The sequence below is a fragment of the Sulfurovum sp. TSL6 genome (assembly GCF_019972115.1).
GTDB lineage: Bacteria > Campylobacterota > Campylobacteria > Campylobacterales > Sulfurovaceae > Sulfurovum.
Map to the genome: position 1 here is coordinate 226,225 of NZ_BPFJ01000002.1, position 24,301 is coordinate 250,525.

The 24,301-nt window shown below is 40.2% G+C and carries 23 protein-coding genes, 7 tRNA genes and 1 riboswitch; of the genes, 15 read left to right on the forward strand and 15 right to left on the reverse strand.

Annotated features, from left to right (window positions below):
• The first annotated feature begins 51 nt into the window (after nt 1–51).
• The 8 genes from LDM93_RS06110 to LDM93_RS06145 all read left to right on the forward strand — a co-directional run bounded on the left by LDM93_RS06110 (nt 52) and on the right by LDM93_RS06145 (nt 1,361).
• Nucleotides 52–534, forward strand: coding sequence for a CinA family protein (locus LDM93_RS06110; protein ID WP_223891309.1), 483 nt, complete (start codon nt 52–54; stop codon nt 532–534).
• A gap of 87 nt (nt 535–621) precedes the next feature.
• A tRNA-Lys gene (locus LDM93_RS06115) sits at nt 622–697 on the forward strand.
• A gap of 17 nt (nt 698–714) precedes the next feature.
• A tRNA-Asp gene (locus LDM93_RS06120) sits at nt 715–791 on the forward strand.
• 54 nt (nt 792–845) lie between these two features.
• Nucleotides 846–921, forward strand: a tRNA-Lys gene (locus tag LDM93_RS06125).
• A 15-nt stretch (nt 922–936) separates the two neighbouring features.
• Nucleotides 937–1,012, forward strand: a tRNA-Val gene (locus tag LDM93_RS06130).
• Between the two features lie 32 nt (nt 1,013–1,044).
• Nucleotides 1,045–1,120 (forward strand) — tRNA-Glu (locus LDM93_RS06135).
• Nucleotides 1,121–1,151: 31 nt separating this feature from the next.
• Nucleotides 1,152–1,227 (forward strand) — tRNA-Val (locus LDM93_RS06140).
• A gap of 57 nt (nt 1,228–1,284) precedes the next feature.
• Nucleotides 1,285–1,361: transfer RNA gene (locus tag LDM93_RS06145), tRNA-Asp, on the forward strand.
• A 273-nt stretch (nt 1,362–1,634) separates the two neighbouring features.
• Here LDM93_RS06145 and hisD read toward each other — a convergent pair.
• The 6 genes from hisD to LDM93_RS06175 form a co-directional block, all read right to left on the reverse strand.
• Nucleotides 1,635–2,927, reverse strand: coding sequence for a histidinol dehydrogenase (gene hisD, locus LDM93_RS06150; RefSeq protein ID WP_223891310.1), 1,293 nt, complete (start codon nt 2,925–2,927; stop codon nt 1,635–1,637).
• Between the two features lie 107 nt (nt 2,928–3,034).
• Nucleotides 3,035–3,898 carry a 1-aminocyclopropane-1-carboxylate deaminase/D-cysteine desulfhydrase gene (locus LDM93_RS06155; protein WP_223891312.1) on the reverse strand — a complete coding sequence of 288 codons (864 nt, stop codon included), beginning with the start codon at nt 3,896–3,898 and terminating at the stop codon, nt 3,035–3,037.
• A 42-nt stretch (nt 3,899–3,940) separates the two neighbouring features.
• Nucleotides 3,941–5,014 carry a class II fructose-bisphosphate aldolase gene (gene fbaA, locus LDM93_RS06160; protein ID WP_223891313.1) on the reverse strand — a complete coding sequence of 358 codons (1,074 nt, stop codon included), beginning with the start codon at nt 5,012–5,014 and terminating at the stop codon, nt 3,941–3,943.
• A 22-nt stretch (nt 5,015–5,036) separates the two neighbouring features.
• On the reverse strand, nt 5,037–5,522 hold the full coding sequence (locus LDM93_RS06165) for a hypothetical protein (RefSeq protein ID WP_223891314.1): 486 nt from the start codon (nt 5,520–5,522) through the stop codon (nt 5,037–5,039).
• A 71-nt stretch (nt 5,523–5,593) separates the two neighbouring features.
• Nucleotides 5,594–6,199, reverse strand: a complete 606-nt coding sequence (locus LDM93_RS06170; RefSeq protein ID WP_223891315.1) for a hypothetical protein — start codon at nt 6,197–6,199, stop codon at nt 5,594–5,596.
• 28 nt (nt 6,200–6,227) lie between these two features.
• Complete coding sequence (locus LDM93_RS06175; RefSeq protein ID WP_223891316.1) at nt 6,228–7,076, reverse strand: peptidylprolyl isomerase; 849 nt, start codon at nt 7,074–7,076, stop codon at nt 6,228–6,230.
• Nucleotides 7,077–7,190: 114 nt separating this feature from the next.
• Between LDM93_RS06175 and nth the strand changes: the two genes are divergently transcribed.
• A complete protein-coding gene (gene nth, locus LDM93_RS06180) occupies nt 7,191–7,841 on the forward strand; it encodes an endonuclease III (RefSeq protein ID WP_223891317.1) in 651 nt (216 codons plus the stop codon).
• Nucleotides 7,842–7,864: 23 nt separating this feature from the next.
• On the opposite strand, the gene LDM93_RS06185 is transcribed toward nth, so the two are convergent.
• Entirely contained in the window at nt 7,865–9,157 is a 1,293-nt protein-coding gene (locus tag LDM93_RS06185) for a M20/M25/M40 family metallo-hydrolase (protein ID WP_223891318.1), read from the reverse strand.
• A 54-nt stretch (nt 9,158–9,211) separates the two neighbouring features.
• Between LDM93_RS06185 and LDM93_RS06190 the strand changes: the two genes are divergently transcribed.
• Nucleotides 9,212–9,394 (forward strand): CPXCG motif-containing cysteine-rich protein, encoded by a 183-nt coding sequence (locus tag LDM93_RS06190; RefSeq protein ID WP_223891319.1) that lies wholly within the window; start codon nt 9,212–9,214, stop codon nt 9,392–9,394.
• Here LDM93_RS06190 and LDM93_RS06195 read toward each other — a convergent pair.
• Nucleotides 9,391–9,609 (reverse strand): DUF1653 domain-containing protein, encoded by a 219-nt coding sequence (locus LDM93_RS06195; protein WP_223891321.1) that lies wholly within the window; start codon nt 9,607–9,609, stop codon nt 9,391–9,393. The two genes, LDM93_RS06190 and LDM93_RS06195, sit on opposite strands and share 4 nt — an antisense overlap.
• Nucleotides 9,610–9,713: 104 nt before the next feature.
• On the opposite strand from LDM93_RS06195, the gene LDM93_RS06200 reads away from it, so the two are divergent.
• The gene (locus tag LDM93_RS06200) at nt 9,714–10,298 is read left to right on the forward strand and encodes a cytochrome b/b6 domain-containing protein (protein WP_223891323.1); all 585 of its coding nucleotides are present in this window, start codon (nt 9,714–9,716) and stop codon (nt 10,296–10,298) included.
• A gap of 132 nt (nt 10,299–10,430) precedes the next feature.
• Here LDM93_RS06200 and metH read toward each other — a convergent pair whose 3' ends face one another.
• Nucleotides 10,431–13,937, reverse strand: coding sequence for a methionine synthase (gene metH / locus LDM93_RS06205; RefSeq protein ID WP_223891325.1), 3,507 nt, complete (start codon nt 13,935–13,937; stop codon nt 10,431–10,433).
• A gap of 122 nt (nt 13,938–14,059) precedes the next feature.
• A riboswitch (cyclic di-GMP riboswitch) is annotated at nt 14,060–14,135 on the forward strand.
• A 78-nt stretch (nt 14,136–14,213) separates the two neighbouring features.
• Here metH and LDM93_RS06210 point away from each other — a divergent pair.
• Nucleotides 14,214–14,666: a PAS domain-containing protein gene (locus tag LDM93_RS06210; protein WP_223891327.1), complete on the forward strand. Its 453-nt coding sequence runs from the start codon at nt 14,214–14,216 to the stop codon at nt 14,664–14,666.
• A 36-nt stretch (nt 14,667–14,702) separates the two neighbouring features.
• Here LDM93_RS06210 and LDM93_RS06215 read toward each other — a convergent pair whose 3' ends face one another.
• The 6 genes from LDM93_RS06215 to ilvA form a co-directional block, all read right to left on the reverse strand.
• The gene (locus LDM93_RS06215) at nt 14,703–14,933 is read right to left on the reverse strand and encodes a hypothetical protein (protein ID WP_223891330.1); all 231 of its coding nucleotides are present in this window, start codon (nt 14,931–14,933) and stop codon (nt 14,703–14,705) included.
• 50 nt (nt 14,934–14,983) lie between these two features.
• Entirely contained in the window at nt 14,984–15,943 is a 960-nt protein-coding gene (lpxD, locus tag LDM93_RS06220; RefSeq protein ID WP_223891332.1) for a UDP-3-O-(3-hydroxymyristoyl)glucosamine N-acyltransferase, read from the reverse strand.
• A 69-nt stretch (nt 15,944–16,012) separates the two neighbouring features.
• Nucleotides 16,013–16,492: an acetolactate synthase small subunit gene (gene ilvN, locus LDM93_RS06225; protein ID WP_223891333.1), complete on the reverse strand. Its 480-nt coding sequence runs from the start codon at nt 16,490–16,492 to the stop codon at nt 16,013–16,015.
• The gene (locus LDM93_RS06230) at nt 16,492–18,186 is read right to left on the reverse strand and encodes an acetolactate synthase large subunit (protein ID WP_223891334.1); all 1,695 of its coding nucleotides are present in this window, start codon (nt 18,184–18,186) and stop codon (nt 16,492–16,494) included. The genes ilvN and LDM93_RS06230 overlap by 1 nt, the downstream gene beginning before the upstream one ends.
• 52 nt (nt 18,187–18,238) lie before the next feature.
• On the reverse strand, nt 18,239–19,147 hold the full coding sequence (locus tag LDM93_RS06235) for a phosphatase (RefSeq protein WP_223891335.1): 909 nt from the start codon (nt 19,145–19,147) through the stop codon (nt 18,239–18,241).
• Nucleotides 19,147–20,358, reverse strand: a complete 1,212-nt coding sequence (gene ilvA / locus LDM93_RS06240) for a threonine ammonia-lyase (RefSeq protein ID WP_223891336.1) — start codon at nt 20,356–20,358, stop codon at nt 19,147–19,149. Before ilvA ends, LDM93_RS06235 begins: the two co-directional genes overlap by 1 nt.
• Before the next feature lie 53 nt (nt 20,359–20,411).
• Between ilvA and LDM93_RS06245 the strand changes: the two genes are divergently transcribed.
• The 3 genes from LDM93_RS06245 to LDM93_RS06255 all read left to right on the forward strand — a co-directional run bounded on the left by LDM93_RS06245 (nt 20,412) and on the right by LDM93_RS06255 (nt 24,236).
• Nucleotides 20,412–20,843, forward strand: coding sequence for a CoA-binding protein (locus LDM93_RS06245; protein ID WP_223891337.1), 432 nt, complete (start codon nt 20,412–20,414; stop codon nt 20,841–20,843).
• 17 nt (nt 20,844–20,860) lie between these two features.
• Nucleotides 20,861–21,541 carry a toxin-antitoxin system YwqK family antitoxin gene (locus LDM93_RS06250; protein WP_223891338.1) on the forward strand — a complete coding sequence of 227 codons (681 nt, stop codon included), beginning with the start codon at nt 20,861–20,863 and terminating at the stop codon, nt 21,539–21,541.
• Nucleotides 21,542–21,872: 331 nt separating this feature from the next.
• Nucleotides 21,873–24,236 carry a hypothetical protein gene (locus tag LDM93_RS06255; protein WP_223891339.1) on the forward strand — a complete coding sequence of 788 codons (2,364 nt, stop codon included), beginning with the start codon at nt 21,873–21,875 and terminating at the stop codon, nt 24,234–24,236.
• Nucleotides 24,237–24,301: the final 65 nt, after the last annotated feature.

The following is a 24,301-nucleotide window of genomic DNA, read 5'->3' on the forward strand; positions in this document are numbered from 1 at the left end:
CGTGATTGTATCTAAAAGAGCATTAGAAGCTACTTTCGGTACAATTATCTTATGAAAAATATCCAAGATCTAGTAGAAAAAATTATTCAGAAGCTGACTAAAGAGGGACAAACGATCTCTTTTGCAGAGAGTTGTACAGGCGGTCGTATCGCTGCAGCATTCACTGCTATATCTGGTGCATCAGAGGTCCTGCATGGTTCTTGTGTCACTTACTCAAATGACATTAAACATCTTTGGCTGGGAGTCAGAAACGAAGTTCTTGAAACCCAGGGTGCAGTAAGTCGGGCCTGTGTCTCACAAATGCTGGATGGCATACAAAAAATGGCAGGATCTGACTATGCTATAGCTGTTTCAGGGATCGCAGGGCCCACCGGTGGTACAGAATTCAAACCTGTAGGAACTGTATATATAGGGTTGCAAACACCATTTTCCAAAGAGGTGTTTCATTGTAACTTCAAAGGTCCACGTGAGGCAGTTCAGGAACAATCTACCGTATTTGCTATCGAGAAATTAGCTGAAGTGTTGAAAATTTAAAAACATTTCCCAAAATTCTCTTGACAATCAAAGGTTTCTGAGCTATAATTCCGTCCACTTATTCAAGTAATGAGTGCAAAAATGTGTGACCTTTTAGCTCAGTTGGTAGAGCAACTCCCTTTTAAGGAGTGGGCCCATGGTTCGAATCCATGAAGGGTCACCACTATTATTTTTTTAGGTGCGGTGGTAGTTCAGTTGGTTAGAATACCTGCCTGTCACGCAGGGGGTCGCGAGTTCGAGTCTCGTCCACCGCGCCATTATATTTGAAGCAGACTTCAGCAGTCGGCTCATGAAACCAAGTTTCATTTTATGACCTTTTAGCTCAGTTGGTAGAGCAACTCCCTTTTAAGGAGTGGGCCCATGGTTCGAATCCATGAAGGGTCACCACTATATATATTCTTTGGTCGCTTAGCTCAGTTGGTAGAGCGCTACCCTTACAAGGTAGATGTCACAAGTTCGAGTCTTGTAGCGACCACCATTTTTAACAATTTTATGTTTATGGTTCTTGATGACCCTTTCATCTAGTGGCCAAGGATATTACGTTTTCAACGTAAAAACAGAGGTTCAAATCCTTTAGGGGTCGCCAATCTTTCCCCAAAAATAAACATTAAAACTATGGTCGCTTAGCTCAGTTGGTAGAGCGCTACCCTTACAAGGTAGATGTCACAAGTTCGAGTCTTGTAGCGACCACCATGTACATTTAAGTAAATTTATGTACAATTCTTTTCAACCATTTAGTTGGTCTTAGGTGCGGTGGTAGTTCAGTTGGTTAGAATACCTGCCTGTCACGCAGGGGGTCGCGAGTTCGAGTCTCGTCCACCGCGCCATATTTACTTTTTTAAACAATCAAATAATTTTTAATATCGAATCTATCTTCACAAAAATAATATCATACTCTTTAAAATTCTTGAAGTAATTCAAAAGTTCAATAACATAAGGGAATTATTTATGGACGACAGTTCTTTGCATTTTGTTCTTTTGGGTTCGTTTTCTTGTTTGTTGCATCAACAAAGAAGAAAAGGAATGAAAAAAAGTTAAAGTATAGTTTTAAAGTCTATGTTCCCCAACAATGTTCGGGAATATAGATATAAAGGGAAAGATTAATCTCTCAGTCGAATACGCACAGATTCTTCGTGTGCAGTCAAACCTTCAGTATTTGCTATCATTGCACACGCACCGCCAATCTCCTGCATCCCCTCTTTACTCATAGAGATAATAGAAGATTTCTTCAAAAAGTGTTCTACACTTAAAGGTGAATAGAATTTTGCAGTTCCGCCTGTAGGCAGTGTATGGTTTGGTCCTGCCACATAGTCACCTATCGGTTCTGGTGTATTTTCACCCAGGAAGATGGCACCAGCATGTTTAATTTTATCTAGTAAAGACATAGGGTCATTCGTGACCACTTCTAAGTGTTCAGGCGCAATCTCATTCATCAGATCGATCGCTTCATCCATATCTTGAGTCACGATGATCGCACCTCTCTCCTCGATAGACTTACGTGCGATCTCTTCACGTGAAAGTGTACCAAGGAACTCTTCTACCTTGTCACTTACTCTGTTTGCAAGTTCGCCATCGGTTGTAATGAGAATAGAACTTGCCATTTCGTCATGCTCAGCCTGGGAAAGAAGGTCAATGGCTAGGTAGTCTTCTCTAGCACTCTCATCTGCAAGTATCCCTATTTCGGATGGACCTGCTATCATGTCTATGTTGACTTCGCCATAGACCAGTTTTTTAGCGGTAGCTACGAAAATGTTTCCAGGACCGGTAATGACATCTACTTTGGGGATGGTCTCTGTTCCGTATGCCATCGCACCGATCGCAGAAGCACCGCCCACTTTAAAGACTTTTGTCACTTTACAAAGATGACATGCAGCCAGTAACAGTTCATTGATCTCATCATCTGGTGTAGGCGTACAGACCACGATCTCTTCTACACCAGCCACTTGCGCAGGGATCACATTCATAAGCAGTGAACTTGGGTAGGCAGCTTTTCCGCCAGGAATGTAAAGTCCTGCTCTGTCTACAGCAGTGACTTTTTGTCCGAGGATCGTTCCATTGGCTTCTTTGTCCATCCATGTTTTTGGCATAAGTTTTTGATGATAACTTTCTATACGGTCATAAGCAAGGTGCAGTGCATCACGAAGTTCAGGATCTATGGCATCATAGGCTTTTGCCATCTCTTCTGTAGAAACCAAAAGTGCTTCATCATTGGCCGGTTCCCATCTGTCAAATTTCGCTATCTGACTTTTAACGGCACTGTTACCTTCGGTCTGTATCTCTTTAAGTAACCCAGATACGATGCTTGTCACACCTTCTATGTCCATTTTACCACGCTGAAGCAATTCATCAAAATTTGCTTCAAATGTATCGTCACTACTGTAAAATATCTTCACAATATATCCTTATCTATCTCTTTGTATTTTGTTAACAGAACGCTTTTTGAACAAAGTCCAAAAAACTACGCTAATGCTGAGTTAACTTCAGCAGTTAGCTCATACGACTAGTCGTATTTTCTTTTATATCTTGGGAGCATACTCTCATTGCCTAACACGCCACCTTGATGGATGTAGAGTGTTGGTACAGAAAAGACCTCAGGATGTGCAAGTAGGACTCTCCATCCAAGGGGGTCATATAGGAGGTCAAACTCCACTCCCGTTTGTTGTTGTAATTTTAGCCAAATTTTATAGTTTTCTTTATAAAGTTTAGCAAAATGGTGTTTTTTCTCCAAACTCAAGATCTCAGGATGATGATTTTCATCCTTTTCTAACGCTAAAAACTGTTTTTTGAGATAGTTCTCATCTCCTACACATGCTGTCGTATATACCCTGTTTGAAGGAAGATATTTTTGCAAAAAAAGTGCCGTTGTACCGGTACCTGAAGGTAGAAATATATTTAATGCTCTTACATCATTCTCTTCTTGCCATGCTGCAATTTCTTCAGCCAATGCCCGTAATCCAAACTCTGCTTCTTTTTGCCGTCCACCCTCTTCTATAAAAAGAACATTCTTCGGGTAGTCAGAAGAAACGCTCTCTTCTTCAATGATCTTCATGCCATTATCCAGTGCAGCCTTGTAATTTCCATGAGGGTGTTCTTTCAAATAGTCAGCAACGTGGTCTACGACATACTCAAACTCCCATCCTTTCATCTTGGCCAATACAGAGAGTGAATACATGGCATTAGACTGTGCAGAACCATAAGAGACAAGTTTATTGACATCAGGAAAATCATGCTGAAGAAAATAGTAAAATTTTCGTGCTTTGTTACCAGAGAAATCGGCATCTATCAGATCATCTCGTTTCAGATAAAAATGATGTTTTTCAAAAGTAATGGATTGTATGGGAGAGGGAAAATGTAAAGTTTTCATTGGTAGACTCCCGGGCAGAACCCCGGAATAATGAACTCTGTATTAGTTTCTATTTAAGCAGTTAAGGTCATCAAATGCTCTCTCAAGTCTCACAATAGTTGACTCTTCTGCAGCACGTAACCATTTTCTTGGATCATAATACTTTTTGTTTGGCTTATCTTCACCCTCCGGGTTACCTATCTGTCCCTGTAAATAATCATGATACTTTGCAACATAGTTACGTACACCATCCCAGAATGACCACTGGGTATCGGTATCTATGTTCATTTTTATCACACCGTAACTTATGGCTTCTCTGATGTCAGGGAGTTCAGAACCTGAACCACCGTGGAAGACAAAATTTACAGGTTTTTTGGCGGTATTGTACTTCTCTTCGATATACGTTTGAGAATTATCAAGGATCTTAGGCGTAAGTGAAACATTGCCCGGTTTATACACCCCATGTACATTACCAAAAGAAGCGGCAATCGTAAACTTGTCAGAGATCTTTGAAAGCTCTTCATAGGCATATGCGACCTCTTCAGGCTGCGTATAAAGAAGTGCGTTATCGATATGGGTATTGTCTACACCGTCTTCTTCTCCCCCTGTTACACCTAATTCTATTTCAAGTGTCATACCGATCTTTGACATACGTTCCAAATACGCTTTACATGTAGCGATATTCTCTTCAATAGGCTCTTCAGACAGGTCGATCATATGAGAAGAAAAAAGAGGAACCCCATGCGCCTCGTAATGCGCTTCACTTGCATCAAGCAGTGCATCTATCCAAGGCAGAAGTTTTCTAGCTGCATGGTCGGTATGAAGCACAACCGGTATACCATAAGCTTTAGCTACCGTATGTACATGCTGTGCACCCGAGATACACCCTAAGATAGCTGCCTCGTCTGATGGCAATCCTTTACCTGCATAGTATGCACCGCCACCGTTTGAAAACTGGACCATTACAGGAGAATTTACTTTTTTTGCAGCTTCAAGTACAGCATTCACTGAAGAGGTACTCACCACATTCACCGCAGGTAAAGCAAACCCTTCCTCTTTTGCAATTTTAAATAACTTTTGAAGGTCATCCCCTGTCACGACACCTGCTGGCACTACATCTAGAACTTTTGTAGACATTTACAATTTCCTTTTTATGAAATTATTTTACTTTTATTTTTGCATTTTTCATCAATTGACCCACAACTTTTTCTTGTGCAAGTTGCATTTTAATGTTATTTTTCACTGCATCAAATGCCGGTATTGTTTGTGTACTTTTTGCTGCTTCTGCTGCTTTTTTCATTTTATTATATGCATCTTGGGCTTCTTTGTCAGTCACTTCCGTTGTTGCCATTTTTTTCTGCATCCAGAAACCTGCAAGTGCAGCTTCTTTTTCTTTATCCGTTAAAGATTTTTTTGATTCTGCCGCTACCAGTTTAGCTGGTGCCATCATTTCAATCAGTTGTTTTTTACCATCAGCTGGAAGTTTTTCCCACGTCATCTTACCTTTTGTAAGTGTATTAAGCGCAGTATTTGCCTCTTCAACAGTAATCGTCATACCGTTCACTTTACCCGCAGCAGTTGCAGCTACAGCATAATGTGTTGTGAATGCCAACGTGAGACCTAATAGTACAAGCATTTTTTTCATTCTCAATTTCCTTTTGTATAATGTTATGTGTATTTTACCTAATATTTACCAATTACTAATTAATAAACATTTTACAATACTTCTATCTTTGCATCTTTTATCAGTTTATCGATCAAAGTCTTCTCAATGATTTGGATTTTAAGTTTATCCTTAATGCTGTCAAATGGTGGGATCTTTTGGGTAGCATTATTCTCTTGGGCTTGTAGTTTTAACTGATTATAGACTGTCAAAGCCTGTTCATTAGTGACATTGATCTTACGTGCTTCTTTTTGCATCCATGTACGTGTATAGACTGCCTGTTTCTCTTCTTCAGACAACTCTTTTTTTGCCGCATCCAGTACCATGACAGGAAGTACCAACTCTTGAATGAGTCGTGAACGTTGTTCTGGCGGTAAGTGGTCAAAATCGCTGATTTTACCCTGTGTACGCTGTTTAAGATAACTGTCCGCCTCTTTTTTGATGATCTTATGCCCATTGACCGTAGCGATCACTGCTTTAGAAGATCTTGTTTTGGGTTGTTTAGGCTTTGCATCTAAATTGATATTACCTAGGTCCACTATCCCTGATGTCTCTTTCGTATTTAACATATTTGTTAAACTGTTTTTTAAATCATCTGCAGATACTGAAGTGATCATTACACTAAACGATAACCCCAACAACGTAAAAATTTTTGTCATATTCTTTTCCCTATTTTTTACTTAAAAATTACTTTTTATTTGTATTCACTTCTTCTGTCATATCTACAATTTTAGCTTTACTCTTAAGTTCTTTTGCCACTTCTTTAATTTTAACAGTAAACTGCTGTTGCTTGAGTGAAGTAACGATCTTATCTTTCACTTTTTCGTAAGAAGCCGGTTTCGCTTCTGTCTTTGTTTCAAGGTAGATCACATGGTAACCAAACTGTGTTTTCACAGGTTTTGTTGTGATTTGACCATTCTCAAGTGCCCACACTGCTTTTGAAAACTCCGGTACCATCTGACCTTTACTAAACGTACCAAGATCTCCACCATTTGGTGCAGAAGGTCCTGTAGATTTAGCTTTAGCCAATTCGATAAACTTTGCTTTGAGTGCCTCACCTTTAAGTGGCTTTAGCGTATCAATAATATCTTGTGCATCTTTTTCATTTTTAAGTAAGATATGTCTTGCATGCATAGAAGCTTTTTCCATAAATTTTTCAGCGTTTTTATCATAAAATGCTTTTGCTTCACTCTCACTTACAATCGCATTATCCATCTGTTCTTTCATCCACATGTTGACTAAAAGTTCATCTCTGATCTTTTCCATGTTTCTTTTAAATTCAGGCTTTTTATCTATGCCCTCTTGTGCTGCAAGTTCTGTAAAAAGGACTTTTTCTATCAGTCTCTCTGTAACCATTTTTTTCTCATCAGGAGCAAGTTCCATGAAGTTTGCCTGAGGTGCAGAGGCAGACACAAATGCTTGTGCATCCTGTTTGGTGATGTTTTTACCATTGACGGTTACGAGTATGTCTGACGCCACTACTGATGTTGCCATGACAGCCACAGCGAGAAGTGAAGTTTTTGCTAGTTTTAACATTTCGAATAATCCTTAATTACTTAAATTTTAAGAAGAAGTATATCCCTCTTGGGTAAATCATTTATTAATGTGCTAATATTCTATTTAGTATTTTATTAGAGGAAGGCAATAAGTATGGCAAAAGTCAAAAAAGCAACCAAAAAAGAGATAGAAGAGATAAAAAGTATCTTTCTTGAACACTATCCTGATTCTGTCACTGAATTAGAGTATCGTAATCTTTATGAACTGCTTATTGCAGTTATGCTCTCTGCCCAATGTACAGATAAACGTGTGAATATCATCACCCCTGCTCTATTTAAAGCATATCCAGACCCAGTATCTCTTGCCAATGCCGACTTGGATGAAGTCAAATCATACATTAATACCTGTTCATTTTTTAACAACAAAGCCAAAAACCTCATCAAAATGGCACAGAGTGTGGTAGAATACTATGGCAATGAAGTCCCGCTGGAACGAGATGAGCTGGTCAAGCTTGCAGGGGTAGGTCAAAAAACAGCCAACGTCGTCATGATAGAGTATACCGGTGCCAATCTCATGGCGGTGGATACCCATGTATACAGGGTCGCACACCGTTTAGGACTCTCTGATGCCAAAACCGCTGTAAAATGTGAAGAAGAATTAAGTAAAAAATTCAAAACAGACCTACACTTACTTCATCAAGCGATGGTACTGTTTGGACGCTACAGATGTAAAGCGGTCAAACCTGAGTGTGAAGGATGCTTTATGGAAGCCCATTGCAAAACAAAACAAACCTTTAAAGTGTAAGGATTATCTTAGCACTATTTACTTCAATACCTCTTCTGCTCTTCATTCACTGATCTTATGATCTGTTTCACTACTTCAAACGTACGTTCAACGGATTCCAAATCCACCATCTCTCTAGTAGAATGAGGGTAACGGATCGTTGGACCGATGGAAGCAAACTTCATAGCAGGGTATTTCTCTGCAATCACACCGCATTCAAGTCCTGCATGTATCGCCATCATCTTTGTTTTACCGAACACAGATTGCATCTCTTGACTGACAAGATTTGTAAAATCACTGATGTCTGGTTTCCATGCAGGGTATTTATCTTCAAGTTTTACTTGATAACCGTAAGCATTAAAAAATGCCAATGTCTCTTTTGAAATATTTTCAAGCTTCACTGCATCCATGGCACGTGCACTTGTTTCTACAAGAAGTCCGCCTTTCTCATCTGCTGTAATAATAGCCAGATTGATACTGACATCAGGAATACCCAGCTCCTCATTTTGTGCATGTACGCCATGCTTAAATCTATGTAACATCTCTATGGTTTTATCACCCTCACGCAATACTTTCGGTCTCTCGGTGAGTTCACGTACTTTGACCAACTCTGTATTCTCCAACTTCGATTCACTACGTACAATGGCCACTGCATTCGCCGGAATAGAATTACGTCGTTCTCCTGCATACATACTTGCTAGCTGTGTGATCTTCTGTTCATATAAATACTCACCCAGTACTTTTATCGCAGAAGGAATACCTTTATCTATATCTACACCTGAATGTCCACCCACCAGTCCTTTGACTGCCACTTCATAACAATACCCAGTTCCATCCACATAACTGTCTTGTTTTGAAGCTGTAATATCGACGCCGCCTGCACACCCTATATAGACTTCTGCTTCATCTTCACTGTCCAGGTTTAGCATGTATGGACTTTTAAGATCAAAAGCAACTTTGTTTGCCCCTATGAGTCCCACCTCTTCATCAGAAGTAAATAGAAACTCTAACTCTTGGCCTTCATCCATAAGCTGCATCATCATCGCTATGGCCATACCGTTATCTGCACCCAATGAAGAATCTTTGGCTTTCATCCAGCCATCTTCTATATAGGTTTCCAAAACAGGAGCCTTGCCCATACAGACCATGTCATAATGTGCTTGAAGACAAAGTGTCGGTTTCCCTTTTGATAGGTAAATATTTTTAACGTCGTCTACTTCAACGTCATACCCTCTTTCTTTAGAAAACGTAACTAAAAATTCCAATAATCTATCTGCTATTTTACTGCAGTGTGGGATCTGTGTCAGGGTTTGAAAGTGTTCGATGATGGATGACATATATACTCTTTTTTGCAAATTATAGTACAATCACATAAAAAATTAGGACCATTCATGGAACATTTCTTTACCTGTCCCTACTGCTGGGAACGTATCTCTATGATACTGGACAGTTCTGAGGAAGAAAGCGATTATATAGAAGACTGTGAAGTATGCTGTCGTCCCATAGAACTTCTTTTTAGGTTTTCTGGAGAGAATTTAGTGAGTTTTGAGGCGAAAAAAATGGAAGGGATCTAACCTTCACCGTCTATCTTTTCAAAGCGAGGTATAAAGACACCCTCTACCTCAACTTTTTCCACAAACATCTCATAGGGACGTACCCACATTCCTTCATCACCATACAAAGCCTTATAGACCACCATCCACTCTTCAGTCTCTGAGTGTTGTGCTGTCATGAAAACCTCATAAAGATTCCCTTTATAGTGTCTATACACTCCTTTTTCTAATTTCATTTTAGACGTCCTTCTCTTCATATATTTAATCTAGTATATAAAAATTTTCATAAAGCTACTATAATATAATTATGATTATAGATTTTAACCCAAAAGGATCAAATGTGAAACAATGGCGTTTAGATTTTAGAGTTTGGCACTGGGTACATGCAACAGTCATTTTAGGTCTGTTAGGAACAGTATTTTTACGAAAAACCTTTTTAAGTTGGAGAGCCAATGCTGAACTTCTTACTCAAAAACTTTCAGAGATAAACATTGCAGTCACGGCTGATCAAGCCAAAGGACTTGCCACAGCCATCCGTGCTCCTATGTGGGAGTGGCACATCCTCTTAGGATATGCATTGGCCGCTTTGCTCCTTTGGAGACTCCTGCTCTTTTTTACCCAAAGTGGGAAAATGAACTACCTGAACTACAAAGAAAAGACGCTACATAAAAAAATGGTAACTCTGAGTTATGTCTTTCTCTATGCTGGCCTTCTATTTATGGCAATGACAGGATTGACCATTCACTTTTATGAAGCACTTTCTCTTACAAAAGATACAGCCCATGACATCAAAGAAACCCATGAACTTGTTTACAATGCCATATTGATCTTTGTACCCCTGCATATTATCGGGGTTATTGTTGCTGAGAGCAGAGATGAAAAAGGGATTATTTCAGATATGATCCATGGAGGGAACAGAACTTGATCTGTTTTTAACCCGATATATATGTGACTAAACCAACATGAGATGTTGGGTTTGGCATATAACATTACTAAGATATTTAACCATGAAGTTTAACCCTTGTTCCCATATAGATCACAGGAACAGGTTAAGATCCTATAACGAATAATACGTCGCACTTTTATGGTGCACCACCAAGGCAGTAGTACTCTGTTCGGGAACTATCTGGAATGTTTCAGAGAGTTCTATACCAAACTCTTCAGGTTTTAACATATCAAACAACTCTCTGCTCTGTTCCAGATCGGGACATGCTGGGTACCCGAACGAATATCTAGCCCCCTGGTAACGGTTCATACGTACATCACGTAAAGTATGACCTTCATCTTCGGCAGTGATGTTGAGATCCAAACGTATCTGTTTGTGTACCACTTCAGCCAGTGCTTCAGCAAGTTCCACTGAGAGCCCGTGTACCATATTATACTCCAGGTATTTACCTGCATCGTAAAGCTCTTTTTCATAGGCAGAGAATTTCGCACCTGCACTCACACAGGTAAGTGCAATGACATCGTGTCTGTCATGTCTGTAAAAGTCGGAAAGTGCCCGGTGAGGTTTTCTGCCTTGTCTAGGAAAAGAGAATTTTGTGACTGCCCTACCGATGACTTTGTTTAAAGGTTCACGGTTGGCATTGGCATCGACATTCCACCCTTCACTCTCATCGAACAAGAACAATTCCTGATCATCACTCCTACAAGGATAATATCCGTAGATGATCGTCGGTTCAAAAAGATCTTTTTCGATAAACTCTTTTTTCAAACGTTCAAAAGCAGGATAGACGGTCTCGTCTATGAGCTTTTGATAGGCTTCTTTATCCATACCTTTGCTCTTATAACCCCAGTGCATCTTAAAGACAGAACGTGTATTGATCCACTCGTAGATCATAGAGAGATCCAAGTCTTCTTTTTGAAGGACTCTTCTTCCCCAGAATGGCGGTGTGGGTATCTCTACCTTCTCAGGCATTTCTATCTCTTCAAACGGTGGTATCACAACCTCTTTTTTTACTTTTTCAACACGTTCTTCCATATCTCCGGCCAGACGCGTATCCAATCCTACAGCGTTATCTTCATTATACTTCTCGATACGACTCATAGCGATAACGCCGTCAAATGCATCACGACAGTAGAATATAGGGCCTTTATAAATAGGTCTGCAGAAATCATCTACAAAAGCGCGTGTAAGTGCTGCTCCTCCTAAAAGTACCGGTATCTCCATACCCATCTCGGCCATCGTTTCAAGATTCTCTCTCATCACCGCCGTGGACTTCACCAACAGTCCGGACATACCGATCGCCTGGATAGATTGTTTCTCTACAATGTCGAGATACTCCTGCAGTTCGGTTTTTATCCCGACGTTCACTACTTTAAATCCATTATTTGAAAGGATAATATCTACAAGATTTTTACCCACATCATGTACATCACCTTTCACAGTACCTATGACCAGTGTGGTATCTGTCTCTTTTTCTTGCTTGGTCAAATGGGGATTGAGGTAATCTACCGTTGCTTTCATCGTCTCAGCACTTTGAAGCACAAATGGTAACTGCATCTGCCCTGAACCAAAGAGTTCACCCACCACTTTCATCGCGTCTATAAGGATTTCATTTACGATCACATCCGGGTGTATTTCATGACGTGCCTCTTCTACCAAAGGTATCATCCGTTCTTTGTCACCATCCATAAGAAGTTTTTTGATCTTCTCTTCATTGCTCATAGCTTCATAGGCTTCATCTGCACCTTCATCTTCTACCACAGCATCTGCAAAATGGTCGATGAATTTAAAGAGTGATTTCTCATCTGGTGTAAAAAGTAATTCTTCACAAATAGCAATGTCCTCGGCTGTCATTTTAGCCAGTGGAATAATGTGCTTCACATTAATGATCACAGAGGTCATACCTGCCTGCACACAGTGATGCAAGAAAACAGAATTCAAATAGAATCTCGCATGTTTTTCCAAACCAAATGAAATGTTTGAAAGTCCAAGTGTCGAACCTACTTCAGGGTAGATCTCATGTATCTCTTTAATGGCTTCATAGGCATTCTTTCCCGCTAACCTATCTTCTTCTTCACCCGTACCCACAGTAAAGGCCAGCATATCGAACATAATGTTTTGAGGTTCCAGTCCATGTTTGTGCACGGCAAGTTCGTACATTCGTTTAGCCACTGCGACTTTCTTCTCTTTGCTTCTTGCCATCCCCTCTTCATCTATCACAAGACAGACAAGCACAGCCCCATACTTTTTGGCTAACTTACAATAGGTTTCAAAGTTCTCTTCTCCATCTTCCAGGTTCGTTGAGTTGATGATAGGCTTTCCACCGATACACTTAAGCCCCTCTTCTATGGTATTGGGTCGTGTTGCATCGGGCATCAGAGGAAGCGGTATCTTCTGGTTATAGAGCTCCATGACCGCTCGCATATCCTTAGCCCCGTCACGCCCTGCGAACTCCACATTGACATCAAGCATATGCGCCCCATCACGCACCTGTGCCTGGCCTACAGTCAGTGTACCTTCATAATCACTGGCTAAGATAAGCTCTCTAAATGCTTTAGAACCCGTAGCATTACTTCGTTCACCTATGAGCAGTGGTGCTGGTTCCTGGAAAAGTTCTACCGTATTAAAAAGTGAAGCAATAGAAGGTTCTATGCTACCCGTAGGTTTTTTGGGTACTAAAGCTTCCACTGCTTTTTTGAGTGCTTGAATGTGTTGAGGCGTTGTACCACAACATCCACCAAGAAAACTTACGCCGTCATACCCTGTAAACTCCAGTTGTTTTTCGGTGAATTCATCCGGCCCCATAGGATAGTAGGTATACCCTCCACGGTTTTGAGGAAGTCCCGCATTCGCATGTACCGAGATAGGTATAGCACAAAGCTCAGAGAGTGTTTTGAGATGCTTTTTAACCTGATCCGGACCTGTACCACAGTTCAATCCTAAAGAGAGAATATCAAATGGCTCCAAGATAGTAACAATAGTCTCAGCATTGGTACCTATCAGCATAGATCCACTAAGCTCTATCGTTACGGATACCATGATAGGAAGTTGAACATTTCTCTCTTCATTTGCGTCCTGGCAGGCATGTAAAGCAGCTTTGATCTGTAGAGGATCTTGACATGTTTCTAAAAGAAAGACATCACATCCCCCATCTATAAGCCCAAGTGCAACAAGTTTATATCCCTCATACATTTCGTCATAATGAATGTGTCCCAGAGAGGGAAGCTTTGTCCCCGGTCCTATTGAACCTAAGACAAACTTCGGTGACTCTTGCGTGCCATATTCATTACAGACCTCTTTGACAAGCTGAGCGCCTTTTTTGGAAAGTTCATAGGCACGTTCACCCATCTGATACTCATCCAGTACCCATGGCATCGTACCAAAAGTATTCGTTTTGAGTAGATCAGCACCCGCCATAGCATACCGCTTATGGATACGCCCTATAAGCTCTGGTGCTGTATGGTTAAGCAGTTCATTACATCCCTCCTGATCCACACCTTTATCATCTATCCATGCTTCAGCTGGAACTGTAAGGTCTTGTATCTGTGTACCCATCGCACCATCGATGACGAGTATACGCTCTTGTAAAAGTGATTTGATTGTTTCTGTAATAGACAAAAAACGCCCCTTTATCATAATTCTGTAATTGTAGCAAAGTATGAAGAAAATATGATTAAATCTTAGTCCTAAGCTATAGTATCATGTTCATATAAGCGATAGATAGATATTATATTATCTATTATATTTAAGGCTAAACTCATTGTGAAGTGAGGACAGAAAGTGATGGGTCTCAATGTAGATTGCCAAACTGCCAAATGTGCTTGATCTGCATTTGTACTTCTTTCTGTCCTATAACACTTTTAATGTAACATATCTATTGTCCATGGAGAAAAAATGGGAAAAACAGTTAAAAACACTATTACCGGTAAAGAAATCACAAAACCAGATCCTGTAGATATAGAGGTACCATTTGATGGTGGTGTGATGATTACGGAAACAGATACGGCAGGTATCATTACTTATGCTAACCGTAAATTTCGTGAACTTACCGGTTATACAAAAGAAGAACTCATTGGATCACCACACAGTATAAACAGACATCCGGATATGCCAAAAGCAGCGTTCAAAGAGTTATGGGAAACAATAAAAGGTGGTAACTACTGGGAAGGTTTTGTAAAAAATATGACCAGTGAAGGCAAATATTACAATGTTGTTGTGTGGATAAAACCTAAATTAGACGATGATGGCAATATCATCGGATATATTGCAGGAAGAAAAATTCCTGATAAAGACCTCATGCAAAGAGCTTTCGACAAATACAAGGTCATGAAGAATAATGAAATATAGTTAATGGGTCAAGCCCATTAACGTTTCTTTCGAAAACTATAAACTTTTTTTCGCTTCTTCCAATGCTTCGATCACTGCATCGATATTTGCTTTAGGAATATGTACTTTCCAATCTGGTTCTTCAGCTCCTGCTTGCAGGGAAATACCGATACTTGCTACACTTTCACTCTTTGGACCATAAGGTTCTGATACCGTCGTAACAGTGATCTTCCCATCTTTTGTACCACTCAAGGTCATTTCATCTATTTTTGTTACTGTGCCACTCATATATTCTCCTTTAAATTTTTAATATCAATGATTATATTACAATGACTTAACTATTTTTTACCTTTGACCAACCCCATTATTTTAGCTTGCAAACGCAACCACATTTTATGATCAATAGCAGGAAAACCTGCATAGGTTTTGCCACCTTCAAGAGACTTGGTAACACCGCCTTTCCCTGCGATAGTTGCAAAGTCACCCACTTCCAAATGTCCTGCAGTGGCACTTTGTCCACCCATGACTACATTTCTGCCTAAAGTCGTAGAACCTGCAAGACCCACTTGAGCAGCACAAAGGGTATGCTCACCGACATCACAGTTATGTGCGATCTGTATAAGGTTATCGAGTTTGGTACCTTTACGGATATATGTTGTACCGAATACGGCTCTGTCTATGGCACAGTTTGCACCGATCTCTACATCATTTTCTACAACAACATTACCATTCTGATAGATCTTCACATGTTCACCAAGCTTTGTATGTGCAAAACCGTACCCATCACAACCGATCACTGTACCACTATGAATGATACACTCAGAACCTATTTCTGTATGATGATACAGGGTCACATTTGGATGGAGAAGTGTCCCTGAACCAATCGTCACATTATCACCCACATAGCAACCTGCCAAGAGTGTAACATTGTCGCCCAGTTTGACATTTTTACCAAAAGAGACGCTCTTATCTATATCACATGCCTCACCGACAGTAGGCTGTGAGGCCTCACTCCCAAGTTTATGTGCGAAGAACTTAGAGGCCAGTGCCAATTTAAGATACGCTTCATCTGTAATCAGCGCAATCGTTCCAGAAGGCAGTAACCCTGCATGCTTTTCATCGATCAGTACCGCAGCAGCCTTGGTATCTGCCAATTGTGAAGCATATTTACTATCCGTAAAAAAACTAAGTTGTGTGGATGTAGCTTCACTCAGTGTGTGTATCCCTTCTATAATGAGATCTTCACCTTGAAAGTCTAAGCCAATATGTTCTGTTATTTCTGAGAGTGGGTAAGTCATAAAGTGGTCCTTTTAACTTAAAGTAGATATCACTCTCCTTACAGGAAAGTGACAGAAGTAGAGTATCTTTTATCTTTCTATAGCGACAACACCGCCACGTACAATCTCAAAAGGGTTGTAACGTTGTGCTGCTTCTATGAAATGCTGTGTACGTTTTGGATCATCCGCTACCATGGCGATGATCATCTCTTTACCCACATTTGCGATACCACCATTATAAGCCGCACACAATGCTCCGATATCACTTAAGTGTTCTGTAATAGGAAACTTCACTAATACCATCTCTTTTTCAACCATCTCTTCATGCTCAATAACCTTATATACAGGGATCAGCTTATGCAGTTGCTTAGTGATCTGCTCCATGACTTTGGCAGAACCATTCGTTTCGATCGTAATATGTGACATTTCACTCTCAGGTATAGGTGCCACAGTGAGTGATGCGATGTTATACCCACGTGCTGCAAAAAGTGATGTGACACGTGCAAGAACAGAACTCTCATTCAATACGATCACAGAAATAACACGTCTTTTATTCATAGAACTTTCCATTATTTCTCTCCTTTTTGCGGTAACATCATGTTAAAGAGTGCACCGCCGGCAGGTACCATAGGAAGTACATCTTCAAAACGGTTCACGGCAACATTCATAAAACATACCTTATCTTGTTCTATAGCATCTTTGATAGCCGCATCAAACTCTTCTTTAGTGGTAACGTCATACCCTATTCCACCACATGCCTCAGCCAAGGCTTTCCAATTTGGTTGGAATGTCAAGTCTGTCTCAGAGTAGCGTTTCTCATAGAAGAACGTTTGCCACTGTCTAACCATCCCCAGGAAGTGGTTATTGAGTATAAGGTTGATGACGGGTATTTTATACTCAGCCGCGGTTACAAGTTCTTGCATATTCATCAGGATCGAACCGTCTCCTGTAACATTGATAACGGTTTTATCCGGGAAGGCTCTTTTAGCACCCAGTGCTGCAGGAAAACCAAAGCCCATTGTTCCCAATCCACCCGAATTGATCCATTGGCGTGGTCTGTCAAACGGATAATGCTGTGCTGCCCACATTTGATGCTGACCCACATCTGAAGTAATGATGGCATTTTCACCTACCAGTTCACCGATACGTTCTATGGCCCATTGCGGCTTGATAACCTCATCAGAGTCTACATAGGATTGAGGGTGAAGCTCATCATAACGATTCAATATCTCTCTCCATGCCTGGAATCTGTCTGTATCTATACCATCAAGAAGCGGTAACATCGCTTCAAGTACCTCCGTTACATCACCTACGATAGGATAATCAACATCAACAAGTTTACCAATATTCGCAGCATCAATATCTACATGAATGATATCCGCATATTTGGCAAACTCAGAAAGTTTACCTGTAACCCTGTCATCAAATCTGGCACCCAAAGAGATAACCAGGTCTGTCTCTGACATTGCCATATTGGATGCATAGTTTCCATGCATTCCCAACATACCAAGAAGTAATGGATTCTTTGCACCCAATACACCTCTCGCCATCAATGTTTCAACTGCTGGTATCTGTGTTTTTACTGCTAATTCACGTACAAGATCACTTGCATTTGAAAGCACAACACCACCACCGATATAAAGTAAAGGTTTCTTTGCTTTTTTTATCGCTTCGACCGCTTTGTCTATCTGTCTTTTATTTCCTTTGTATGTCGGCTTATACGTAGGGATGTCTACAGAATCAGGATAGACAAACTCACCGATATCTACAGTGATATCTTTAGGAATGTCGATAAGTACCGGTCCCGGTCTTCCAGAACGCGCGATATAAAATGCTTCTTTCAATAAACGAGGAAGTTCTTCTAGCGAACGTACCAAAAAGTTATGTTTTGTACAGGGTCTGGATATACCTACAGCATCTATCTCTTGAAATCCATCTGTACCGATAAGCGCTAAAGGCACCTGTCCAGAGATAACGACCATAGGAATTGAATCCATATAAGCTGTAGCCAGTCCAGTGACTGCGTTTGTAAATCCTGGTCCACTTGTAACCATCGCAACACCTACTTCACCCGTAGCTCTTGCATAACCATCTGCTGCGTGAACAGACGCTTGTTCGTGACGGTTCAAGACATGCTCAAACCCCTCTTGTTTGTAAATTTCATCATAAACGTGCATGATAGCCCCGCCAGGGTAACCAAATACGGTCTTAACACCCTCGGCGATAATCGCTTCACACACCATTTGTGCACCACTCATCTGCATGGTTTACACTCCATTTAAATTTTTTTTGATTATATCTAAAAAAGATTAGAGTTTAATGGGTCTCATTCCCGCAAGCTTCTATCGCAACACCCTCACGTAAGCCATCATCGATCACTACACAACTTTTAAATCCCAACAATATAAAAAGTTGTTTATAGATAAGTATACCTGCAGCGATAAGGTCAGAACGTCCCGTACCCACAGCGATTTCTCTCTCTTCAAATGGCATGGAGAGTAATTTTTTTAAGTAAAAATCTAACTCACCTATTTCAAGAGAAGTACCGTTTATCTTCGATGCATCGTAGGTTTCGTAGTTTTGTCCAAGTTTCATAGCTGCTACAGTCGTAGGGGTTCCAGCTGTGGCCACAAAGGTATTTACTTTACCTTTTCTCTTATAGAGTTGGTCACAAAATATTTGCATCTCAGCCATCTCTTTATGAAGTACTTTTTCTATGTTCTCCAGTGTTTCATGGGTTTGGGCAATGGTCACTATCCCCAAGGGAAAACTTTTAGAAACTGTTTCCTTTTCATAATGAAAGATAAGTTCAGTAGAGCCCCCGCCTATGTCTATAAGTACAAAACTATCCGAAGTATGTTGCAGTGTTAGGAGTCTATGCTTCACAGCGAGTAAGGTAAGTCTTGCTTCTTCTTCTCCAGAGATGATCTCAAAAGTCACACCTGTCTCTTTTTTGATCTGAGAAAGGACTTCATCTGAATTCACTGCTCTGCGTACAGCTTCAGTTGTCACCGCCCTCACTAGTGAAGAGGAAAAATCTATCTGCTCTTGTGCTTCTTGTATCGCTGAGATGACCCTCTTTACAGCGTCATTATTGATAACCCCATACTGCACTAAACCATCTGCTGTTTTAACGGTCTTTTCATACTCTGCTATCTGTGAACCTGTTGTGCAGTCATACTCTAAGACACGTAAAGTATTTGAACCTAGATCTATCGCTATCATTAATGCTCTTCTTTAAAAGAAAATCCGCCCTCTTTGAGTTGTGCTCTTATCTCTTCCTGATGCTCCACACCCTTGGTCTCCAAAGATACAGAGACATGAGCATCACCAAACTCCAGATCTATAGAAGTTCTATCATACCCTATCTGTACAATGTTTGCACCTATTTGGGTAAGTATCTCGGTAAATGACTGTAGGGCACCTGGTTTATCTACCAGTGTGACAAGAAGTTTCATCTTACGTGCAGACTTCATAAGCCCCTTTTCAATGATAAGCGAAAGCATCGTCACATCTATATTTCCTCCACTCAGTACTATAGCTACTTTTGAACCTTTAGGTAAGTCTATCTTCCCATGTAAAAGTGCAGCAACACCTACAGCACCTGCCCCCTCTACCAATACTTTTTGTTTTTCCAGCAAAAAGAGTATAGCTGCAGCGATCTCATCTTCACCCACTGTCTCAAATACATCCACGTTATCTAAAATATACCCTAAGGTGATCGGTGAAGTATCTCGCACTGCTATACCGTCTGCTATGGTTCTCACCGAAGTTGTATCGATAGGTGTTTTTGCATCGTAAGACTGTTTCATTGCAGGTGCGCCTTCTGCTGAAATACCTATGATCTTACACTCAGGATTCAAGGCTTTACTGGCTACAGACATACCCGAGATCAGTCCTCCTCCACCTACGCATACAACCATAGCATCAAGATCATCGATATCTTCAAACATTTCAAGGGTTACAGTACCTTGACCTGACATGACTTCATCATCTTCAAAAGGGTGTACAAATGTATAATTGTTTTCTTCCCCGAATTTCACGGCATAGGCATAGGCTTCATCATAGTTAGATCCATATAGTATCACATTGGCACCAAACTCTTTCACACCCATAACTTTCGTAAGCGGTGTTGATTCTGGCATTACAATGGTTGCTTCGATACCAAAATGTTTTGCTGAAAAAGCTACCCCCTGTGCATGATTACCCGCAGATGAAGCGACAACTCCACCTCTGTCACCCGCTTCTATCAGAGAAGCAATTTTATTAAAAGCCCCTCTGAGTTTAAATGCACCGGTACGTTGAAGGTTCTCTTTTTTAAGGTACACTTCATAGCCACTCATCTGGCTTAAAATAGGGGCATAGGAAAAGGGTGTACGATGCACAACATCCGATACTCTTTCATAGGCTTTCTCTATACTTTTTAAGTCTAACATTATCTTTCCTAGCTATTATATTGACAGAATTATATCAGAATTAAGGATAAAGCATGGAATGTGAAATGCCACGCGTCAACTCTAACCGTGAAGAGATGAAAGAAATATTTGAAAGTGTCAAGACAATCGCAATACTTGGTCTTTCACCGGATGAAAGCAAAGCAAGCAATATGGTTGCAAGATATCTTAAAAATGCAGGGTATAAAATAGTCCCGGTGTACCCTAAAGAAGAGAAAATATTAGGAGAGAAAGTATACCGTTCACTTGAAGAGATCCCTTTCGAGATCGATATGGTGAATATCTTTAGAAAACCCGCTGCATTTGATGCTATTGCAGATGCTTGTATTAAAAGAGGTGACATCAAAGTATTTTGGGGGCAACTCGGACTGGTGAATAATGCAGCAGCACAAAAAGCTAAAGATGCAGGTATGAAAGTGGTACAGAATTACTGTTCTAAAATTGAACATCAAGCCTTAATAGCATAACATTTATTTGGATAAACATGAAAAAAATACTTTCAATCACACTGACCTTACTTGGTACAGCTACACTACATGCAGAACTTTTTACAGATCATTTTGAAAATGGTGTAGTCAAAACAAAAATAGAATATATAAAAGGTACAAGAACAGAGACTACAGAAGGTGTCAAAGATGGACTTGAAAAAGTCTATTATAACACTGGTCAACTGGCATTTGAAGTAAACAATGTTAAAGGATTAAGAGATGGTCCGCTCAACTGGTATGACAGAGATGGAAATCATCTTGAAGTGATCCATTATCAAAAAGGTAAACGTCATGGTATGAATAAGGTATTCTTTGCTGACGGTACACTACGTATAGAAGTCAATTATATCAATGATCATAAAGAGGGTCCTGAGAAATACTATTTCAGTACAGGGCAACTTGCCTCTGAGGTCATTTTTAAAAATGGTCAAAAGGAAGGATTACAAAAAGAGTATAATGAAGACGGGACACTTAACAATGATGTGATGTACACGCATGGATATAAAGAGGGTAATAAGCGATGGTATGACAAAAATGGAAAAGTGATCAGAACAGAACTCTATAAAATGGACAGACCTATTAATGTGATGAAAAAAACACAGGCTAAAAAACCGGATGCGACCATAGAAGCACTTCATGGTTTAGATTTTAATCCTAACAATAGAAAAGTGCAATAGTACAGGACATGTAAACTCAACTCTATCAAATGATGCAAAAGGTACATGTTACTGAGTAATTTTACCTTTGCATATGCTTTACTCTCTAGCCATCAACAGTTAATTTATCAGAGGTCTACATACACTTTTTTTCCTCTTTAAATTGACGTACTTACTCCTCCATTAAAACCTCATATTTTCGCATTTATTCGTAAAAATTATAATAACTATTCTTTACCAAAATAATAATCATTAATTATATTAAAATATTTGTATTTTTATGAAATTTTAAAGTTCTCTTAACAACAGACATGCAAAAATGAATGGTAATCAAATTTAAAAGGAGACTAAAATGATTTCAAAAATTGTAAAAAGCACTGTAGCCTTGTCACTACTTACTACTGCTGTTTTTTCTGCTGCTGACTATGACAAAACGCCACCGTTTTCGATGGATAAATTAGAAGCAGTAAAAATAAAAGGGAAAACTGTTTATCAACCAAAAGCAGACTATAGCATGTTCGTGAACTACGAACTTGGTATGCACTGTGTTGGTTTTGATATGAGCTACTGTTGTGTAATTCCTCCATACAACTCAATCCAATCACAAGCGATCAAGGTGGGTAAAGGGGATAACCTTCCTAAACTCATGACACCAGATGATAATGTAAAAGTTTTTGCTTACACAAGAGACAATTCATTCTCAGAAGGGAATAAAATGAAGTACTGGACGGTACCTAAAGATGCCGATGGGGATGGTCACCTGGACAGCCCGGGTGATAATGTTGCCAACTACGTTTGGACACACCTCTTTATCTATAAAGACCTTGAAGGTACGATGCCTGCAGGTGTAACAGAAAAAGACAGACTTAGAGTGGGTCGTCAGATCCAGGTTAAAGTGGATCATGGTCCTTCAGGTGCACCTATGACCGGATACATGACATATGCTGGTAAAGATGGTGGAAATGTTGTGATGACAGATACCCTAGTGCCTCCTGTGAAAGATGTAAAACTTGTCCTTACAGCTTCACACTTATGGGATGCACTGGGACTTCCGTTAACTGCATTTAACGACAGTACAAGAAAAGGTTCACTTCGTACAGTCACAGAAAGAGATTTCCAACCATTCCAATACTCAACCGTTGAACTTCATACTGGTGCAGGACAGCAAATAAAACAACCTGATGGAAGCGCGGTTTCTTACTTCGGTACAAACCCTGTAGATATTCCTAACTGTTATGCCTGTCACTCACGTACTGGTAAAGCAGCTCAAATGGCCAGAGATGAAGGTTTGACACAGGGGGATGAAGAGTATACGTATTGGAAATCATATCCAGATACATCTGAGTATATGGCGAGACTTTCCGAAGGTTCTATCAATATTCTTGCACTTCATGATAAGCATCATGGAACCACATTCCTCTCTGACTATCGTAATGATGCACCTGCACAGCGTTTAGGTAAGGTCGGTTTTGTTAACTGTACTGACTGTCATGGTGACAACGTTTCGGGTAACCTTCAGGAGCCAAGAGTCACAGCTATGGGTTACAAAACGGTGAAAGCAAAACCTCTTTCAGAGGCGGTCCACGGATTCCACCTTGCGATGGTACCTATGCCTGATGCTGCCGGTAGATCACAGTCATGTCAATCATGTCACCCGACACACTTCCAAAACCCTAATATGAATGATGATACGAACCCGTTCCGTGTAACAGACAGATATGGTGAAGCAAGATTCTCTAAAGGTGATATCAGAAATTCTGGTGGTGGATGTTATGTAAGACGTGATGCACACTCCAACCCTAATGCAAAACCTCCATTCTTCCTCAATGCCTATGGTAAGTGGCAGCTCGAAAATGTTGCAACTAAAGATGAGCATGGTAAAGATGCTGGTGAACTTAGAGGTCTGTACTGTACAAACTGTCACACAAAAGTGGCACAAGCACTTTATGCTGCGGATGACTTGACACATGATTCCAAACAAGAGGGGAAAACACTTAGAAATAAATCTCTTAAAGAACTTGTAGCAGGTCTAACAGGTGGAGACATGAAGAAGTTTGCTTCTTGGGCAGACCCTAAATCAACAGGTGAGACGGATGAAGTACTCAGTTACTATGCAGATCATAAATCCGCAACATTGGTTAAAAATGTGGGCAAAGATGGTAAACTGGATCTTAAGCCTTGGAACCATAAAACAGGTGGAGATGTACCGTACTTGGCAGCTTCTGCTGGTAATGACTGGTGGTTGTCAGCTTCTGAGCCTCACTGTGCGGATTGTCACTTAGCACCGTTTGTTGAGCAAGATACCGGAGGTAAATACTTCCCTATCGATCAGCCTAACAAATATTCACTCTATAGATACTCTAAAGCACACGGTAACCTTGCTTGTCAAACATGTCATGAGTCAACACATGGTCTTTACTCTACAAGATATGATGGTGATGAAAGATCAGTAGATGTGACAACCCACCAACAAGCACTTCAGTACAGCCCTGATGGTAAATATGCCGGACCGGTTACCTGTTCTGCATGTCACGCTGTCAACAAAGATGGTGTAGCTATACAATTAGAAGGTACTGAATATGAAAATGACTATTGGGCTTCAGTCACATTGGCACACTTTATGAGAGAAGGAGACCAAAAACTTTCAGTCAAACAATTGGTTAAAAAATATCCTTATAAAAAATCTGCACAAATTGTGAAAGATGGTTGGAAGTAATTCCAACTCTCTTTGAACTTACTTCCTAAAGAGTAAGTTCCTTTTCCCTTCTTATTGAAGGGTTT